Consider the following 2,565-nt stretch of genomic DNA (forward strand, 5'->3'; position numbering starts at 1 on the left):
GGGACGGTTCTTACAGGGTTCAATCGGAAGTTTTGCGCGTAAAAAGGCACAACTAGCGGTAAGGAGCTAGTTGTGCCTTTGGTTTATTCCATGTAAAAGATCTCTGCGCAAAATTTTTGATTGCCCAAGAAGAATGAAGTCGCGGTCCCTGGCCTATGGGATTTCAATCTTTTTGTTCCCTCTGATTTTTTGTTTCCTGTACTATGTCCAACTTGAAGAAATATTTTTTATTAAGAATATAGTCAGTTTAGGGTAAACTTTCCCCCTCCCCACTAAAGGGGCTTTTTTCAAAAGGTATTCAGTTTGATCCAATCAAGGTAAAGCACCTGATAAAGCAGTCTTTAAGTGTGACTTTTTACAAGATGGACATAAAGTTACATCCTTATTAATGAGTATTGAAAGAACCTCAAAAGTACTTAACCCTTCGAATTTGGGTTTATATACGGGACTTTTGGTTAGTTTCCTACAAAGAACGAGTTTGGTTTTCTTATTACGATTAGCTAGAAGACCATAGTGACGAATTTTTACAAATCCCTTCGGGAGAATATGCATTAAAAACCGTCGTATGAACTCAACGCCCTTCATAGTAACGGTCTTCTTCTGGTTATTGTTTTTATAATCCTTCACTTGAATCGTAACGGTTTCTTTTCCAACAGAAACAATTCTATTATTTGAAATGGCGATACGGTGTGTGTAACGCCCAAGGTATTCCATGACTGCCAAAGGACCTGAAAAAGTTCTTTTGGTATAGCTGTACCAATTTAAGCTATAACACTCGTCTATTAAATTCTGAAAGACTCTTGGATCTTTCAATTTTATTGCTTCATTAAAAAATTCAAGTCGGTTTTGTTCATAATATTGCTTCAGATAGTAGAGATATTTTCCGCGAAACTTTTTGGATAACACCTTTACAGGTATGAAGAATTTTTGACTCGTGTTACACCACTGATTCCTAAGATTAAGTCCGCCGGCTAATACCACTGTATGAATGTGGGGATGGTAATGAAGGTTTTGACCCCAAGTATGCAAAACGGAGAAAAAACCAATCTGCGCCCCTAAATATTTCTTGTCTAAGGAAAGTTCAGCTAGTGTTTCGGCGACTGCTTTGTACATTAGCTCATAAAGTATTTTTTGATTATGATAGATTAACATGTGTAGCTGTTCAGGCATCGTAAAAACGACATGGAAATAAGGAGCATTAAGAATATCCTTTTTCCTTTTATCTACCCAAACGGCCTTGTTCACGCCTTGACATAGAGTACAGTGGCGATTGCGACAAGAATTATATCTTACTTGGGTATGACTACAAGTTTCACATTCATAGGCATGGCCACCCAGGGTGGCTGTTCTACAATTCATCACGTCTCTAGCAGCTTTAGTTTGTTCCATAGACGTTTTATATTTTTCTTTATATTGAGGATAGAAAGTATTAAACAAATCCTGAACAGTGTTCATACCTTACGATCTCCTTTAGAATCTAAAGGACTTTTGACTCCCATTAAGCTTTTGGAAGTCATATGAAGGTAGGCCAATGTAGTTTGAAGATTCTTATGTCCAAGCATCTGTTGGATAAACACAGGGTCGATTCCGTCTTCTAAGGAATGAGTGGAAAAACAATGTCTTAATGTATGGGCAGAAATACCAGAATCAAGTTCCAACTTTTCTCTAAGTTTTATCATGGTATTCTTAATCGTTTTTACATTGATATGGTTTTGATTGTTTTGTCCAGGGAACAACCAGTCATCCGGTTTATATTTTTTAGAAGCGAACTGATGTCGAAAGTATTTCCTAAGCACTTCCAGTGCTTTTTCTGATAAGATGGTATAGCGATTCGTATTGTGTTTCGCGTGATCCACTCTAATTCTCATGGTTTTACTGCAGATATCACTTATTTTTAACCTAGCTACTTCACTTACTCTTAAGCCACTGCCATAAATTAAAACGAAGATGGCTTTATGTTTTAGATTCTCCGTTGAATCCAAAAGAGCCATGACATCTTCTCTTGAAGGGATAACAGGAAAGGTCTTAACTCTTTTCATCCTTGGAACTTTTTTCTCATTCCAATCCTTCTCTAATACATAAGTATAGAAAAATCGAATGGATGAGATATAATTATTAATGGTCCCTGCGGAGAGACCTTTTTCTTTTTTTAGGAAGAGGATATATTGTTGGATATCCTCTTCTTTCATATCCTCTATGGATTTATTTGAACTCTGCATAAAAGATAAGAATGCCCGTATTCGTCTCCAATAGGATTCTCTTGACGAATCGGGGGTACCTTTAAGATCAAAGTATAGTTCTATTTTTTTATCATAATGCTTCATAAAAATTCCTCCTGATGATTGAATAAGTAGATTAGTTGATTAATCAATCATCAAAAGGAGGAGCACGACATCTAGTAGTAAGTTGTGATATAATTGGCATAAGAAAAAGTATGTCCTTCTATGGATTGTTTGGTTTGGCGATTAAACAATACCACATAGAGAACATACTTTTTTGTTTTTTTATAAAATTATTTGATATTGGGCTTTTAAAGAGCCATCGCGTTAGCGATTTCGTTCTTCT

2 protein-coding genes are annotated in these 2,565 nt (G+C 36.1%); both read right to left on the minus strand.

The features are described 5' to 3' along the window. Nucleotides 1-312: 312 nt before the first annotated feature. Nucleotides 313-1,455, minus strand: coding sequence for an IS91 family transposase (locus tag COE25_RS29355; protein ID WP_098935168.1), 1,143 nt, complete (start codon nucleotides 1,453-1,455; stop codon nucleotides 313-315). Continuing rightward, on the minus strand, nucleotides 1,452-2,324 hold the full coding sequence (locus tag COE25_RS29360; protein WP_098935169.1) for a tyrosine-type recombinase/integrase: 873 nt from the start codon (nucleotides 2,322-2,324) through the stop codon (nucleotides 1,452-1,454). Before COE25_RS29360 ends, COE25_RS29355 begins: the two co-directional genes overlap by 4 nt. Nucleotides 2,325-2,565 lie beyond the last annotated feature (241 nt).

Source organism: Bacillus sp. AFS031507, from assembly GCF_002584635.1.
Classification (GTDB): domain Bacteria; phylum Bacillota; class Bacilli; order Bacillales; family Cytobacillaceae; genus Neobacillus.

Bases quoted from the DNA above. Each gene is read 5' to 3' on its own strand.
- COE25_RS29360 (WP_098935169.1), bottom strand. From the start codon at position 2,324: ATGAAGCATTATGATAAAAAAATAGAACTATACTTTGATCTTAAAGGT.
- COE25_RS29355 (WP_098935168.1), bottom strand. From the start codon at position 1,455: ATGAACACTGTTCAGGATTTGTTTAATACTTTCTATCCTCAATATAAA.